Genomic DNA, 3756 nt, shown 5'->3' with positions numbered 1-3756 from the left:
GGCTTTAAGATTTTAAAGTCATTCAAAAAAACAGCAAAAGAAAAATCCTCGGATCTGTTGGAAGCGATTCGCACCCGCATTTTAACAGACGAGGATATAACAAACATCAAGAAACCGATACAAGTTCGATTCACTTGATGTCCTCAGTATACCAAAGGTGGTGATCAATCACAATAAGCAATCTAAAATTTACAAAAAAATAAGATAAAATGAAATTCTGATGTCTTTTTTTCATTTTATCCAGATAACCAGATGGTAAAATTTAACTCACAGTTTGAGCAAGTAATATGCATTTAAATAAATTTACTCTTCATAGCTACCAGTACCTTACTTTATATTGCCCAGCCTAAAAAATCATGCTATATTAGAATTAGATCCCTCATCTTTGACACCTCACCAAAACTCACAAGGAAGTGATTGAATGGTAGCCATGCCACAACTAATCAAAGAAACGCCCCCAGAATCTACCTACACAAAACACGATCAACTACATGACACTACACCTCAAACAAGGATTAATTCGAGTCGTATTTAACATTAACAGCCGAAGAGGAGGAACAATTAATGAACGAGGTTAACAAATTACCAGAAGCAGAGAAGATTTTTGAAATCCCTATTTCTTATGAAGAGAAAGGGAAAGAAATTGGGAAAGAAATCGGAAGAAAAGAAGGCTCAGCCGTTGCGTTGAGAAATGTAGTCGTTGAAATGCTGAATGAAAAATTAGATATCCATCTTATAGCGAAAGTGACAGGACTAGAGATTAAGGAAATTAAAGAGATTCAAAAAGAGTTATAGTTGACACGGATTTTTTAAACCTTGCTACAAAAATGCACCCTCACATGAGCGTGCATTTTCTAATTCCTATAAAAATAATTTCTACTATACCAATCTCACCGTATCTCTTAATCCCGGTGAAACGCTCGGATTTTTCTTGAGGTACTCTTTCAATGCATCGATCGCATGTACTTCTAGATTCTTTCGGTTGGTTCCGTACTTCTTAGGAACCCCCTGAACCGTCACAAACGAGGCAAAATACGTTTTCTCATCATCAACTCTCTTGTCACCAATAAATAAACTTTGGATCCGTGTCCCAGTTGGATTCTCAACCTTAACAAACATCTTTAGACCAAGACAACGCTTAAGATAGCCACCCATTTGATTGTAAGGATCACTGGCAAATGTGTTCTCTAAGTTCTCCTCTAACATCGCAACAATTTCAGCGCCACGCATTTCAACAGTCGAAACAGGCGGGTTGGTCGGGATCATATTCCACAAATCATTGACCGTAATCTCGCCCTCAACCACCGGAGCACCATAACGCCAGCCATTTGAAAATGCAAGTTCAGCACCTGTTACATCAAGCAATGCTTCTAACAACAAATTATCCATCGTCGTTTCAAGTTGATAGTAGCGATTTAAAGCAACCTCAGTCTGCCCGACCACCTCTTCAAGCATTGCACGATCCGGACTCATGACTGCATTCACAAGCTTGTCTACCTCTGGATCTGGCACTAATTCTTCCGTTACCTCAATTAAGTGATGGTCAAAACTTTGAATTTTTCCGTCTGAAAACTCAACATCCAATCGCCCGATAAAAGAGCCATGACAACCGGACTGAATCAAAATCGTATCATTAATGATCACAGGTTTTTCAAGTCGATTATGGGTATGACCACTGAGCAAAATATCAATGCCATCAACCTCACGAACAAGTTTTGCCTCCTGAGGGAAACCAAAATGAGACAGCACAACAACTAAATCAACCTTTTTCTCTTCACGCAATTCAGCGATAATCCCCGGAAGCTCCTCATTACCTAAAGTAAAATAAAGCCCCTTCGAAAAATGCGCGGGCATCGTCTTATCAACAATATGTTCAGCAATCCCAATCACACCAATCCGCAGCCCAGCCCGCTCAATAATTCGATGCGAAGGAAAAACACGTTCATCCGTCTGCTGATCATAAATATTCGCAGCCAACATCGGATAATCAAGCATCGACACAAGCTTGTTCAGCTGTTCCGGCCCATAAGCAAACTCCCAATGTCCCGTCATCCCATCAAAGCCAAGCCGATTGAGAATCGGTACTAGCGCCTCACCTTTAGACGCCACCGCAGGATACGTTCCATGAAACGTATCACCATTATCTAAAGCAAGCACACCACCAGGATTCTCCTCGCGAGCCTGATTAAAAATCGTTGCAATCCGAGCATAGCCTCCGACATGACGATACGTCTCAACCCCCTGTTCAATAAACACTTCAGGATGCAACTCCAAGTAAGCATGACTATCATTCATCTGTAAAATCGTTAACCGCTTCGACTGTCCCATTAAAACACCCCTTGATGATTTTTCATAATACCCTCTAGCAGAGATCAAATACAATACTCAGATCTAATATATCAAGCTTTCATGAAAATTTGACGAAAATAGAACTTGCAATCTTCATCGGCTATTTTTTTCTGAAAAACTCTCTTGCCATTCTGGTATAGTACAACTAACAACAAAATTAATCGAGGTGAGGACCATGTCGGATCAAAAAAGCGAGCAACAACAAGTCGATGCTTCAGCCGCAGAAGAGAGAATTCAAGAAGTCATCGATGGGGTTACCAAGAAAGGTAAGAAGAAAAAGAGACAATTAAAACTCGAAAAAGGCATATTAAAAAAGACTTTTAAAGAATATCAATTCCAATTTTTGCTCACGCTCATTGCGATTGTCGTCATCATCATTCTGCTCACAATCTCATATAAAACCAACCCTTATATTAATGATAATCAAGAGGGAGGCATGGTTTGTAAGGAAGTGATCAGTCTTATTGAGTGAGCAATAACTGACTATTTTAGTTTAGCAGTTACAAATACCGTATTTATTATAGACTTCTCCTCACATGATGAAAATAATTCATATAATAATTATATCATTCGAGATTCTTTTGAGGAACATTATACAATAAGGCAATAATGACCTATTTATATTATCTTTTCATTTTGCCATGTGCTATAATTTACTTGAACAACGTAACACCAATATATCAAGAGTTAGGGTAGAGATTTAGCTCTATGACCCTACACCAACCTGCAAATATGTAAGGTGGTCCAGCTAAAATATCGATAAGGAGGTGCAATAATCACGATTACTAAACTTCTTATCTTTTGATGGGAAGTTTTTTTGCTTTTTAAAATAAATTTAGGAGGTGAAAACATGAATACGAGTGGATATATTAGAGGCTATATGGCAAAAAACATGAATGCTGTGGAATTTATGAATGTCGTTTTTAACGCCTTAAGAAGAGAGTTTGAAGAAGAAGAGCTTACACTAGAGATCACAAACGATGATTTCCAGATTACAATGGGTGATTATCAGACTGTTTTAGATAAGGCGTTTGTTGAGGAACACCAAAGTCCTTATGGAATTGATCGCTATATTCTAAAGGAGTTTGAGAAACAGGGATTTCATTTAGATATTAACAGAAGTCAGTATGTTCAGTATTGTTTTGGCATTCATCATGGTGCAACGGTAAGTGATTTATAAACTAAGACACAAGCAACGACATATTCAGCATGAGAAAGAATGAATAACCAAACACCAAAAAACAAGGCAGTACCTGTGTAAAAACAAGTGCTGCCTTCCAAAATAAGTACTTATCCCAAGCGGATTATAGCGAATATAGAAATTACAATAATATCCTGAGTTTTGCAGCTAAAACAAAGAAAAAACAGCCATGACCCCATATACATGAAGGGTTATGGCTGTTGTCA

Annotated in this window: 4 protein-coding genes; 3 read left to right on the top strand and 1 reads right to left on the bottom strand. The window is 38.2% G+C overall.

Annotated features, from left to right (window positions below; genetic code table 11):
• Positions 1–564: 564 nt before the first annotated feature.
• Positions 565–795, top strand: a complete 231-nt coding sequence (locus ABD814_RS08760; protein ID WP_344912303.1) for a hypothetical protein — start codon at positions 565–567, stop codon at positions 793–795.
• A gap of 84 nt (positions 796–879) precedes the next feature.
• On the opposite strand, the gene ABD814_RS08755 is transcribed toward ABD814_RS08760, so the two are convergent.
• The gene (locus ABD814_RS08755; RefSeq protein ID WP_344912301.1) at positions 880–2328 is read right to left on the bottom strand and encodes a bifunctional metallophosphatase/5'-nucleotidase; all 1449 of its coding nucleotides are present in this window, start codon (positions 2326–2328) and stop codon (positions 880–882) included.
• Between the two features lie 196 nt (positions 2329–2524).
• Between ABD814_RS08755 and ABD814_RS08750 the strand changes: the two genes are divergently transcribed.
• Together ABD814_RS08750 and ABD814_RS08745 are read left to right on the top strand one after the other, a co-directional pair.
• On the top strand, positions 2525–2821 hold the full coding sequence (locus tag ABD814_RS08750; RefSeq protein ID WP_344912299.1) for a hypothetical protein: 297 nt from the start codon (positions 2525–2527) through the stop codon (positions 2819–2821).
• A 378-nt stretch (positions 2822–3199) separates the two neighbouring features.
• Complete coding sequence (locus ABD814_RS08745) at positions 3200–3529, top strand: hypothetical protein (RefSeq protein ID WP_344912297.1); 330 nt, start codon at positions 3200–3202, stop codon at positions 3527–3529.
• The last annotated feature ends 227 nt before the right edge of the window (positions 3530–3756 follow it).

Origin of the sequence: Amphibacillus indicireducens, from assembly GCF_039539605.1 — a bacterium.
GTDB classification, from domain to species: Bacteria; Bacillota; Bacilli; order Bacillales; family Amphibacillaceae; genus Amphibacillus; species Amphibacillus indicireducens.
The sequence above is the reverse complement of the archived record's forward strand: the minus strand, read 5'-3'. Positions and strand labels throughout refer to the sequence as shown.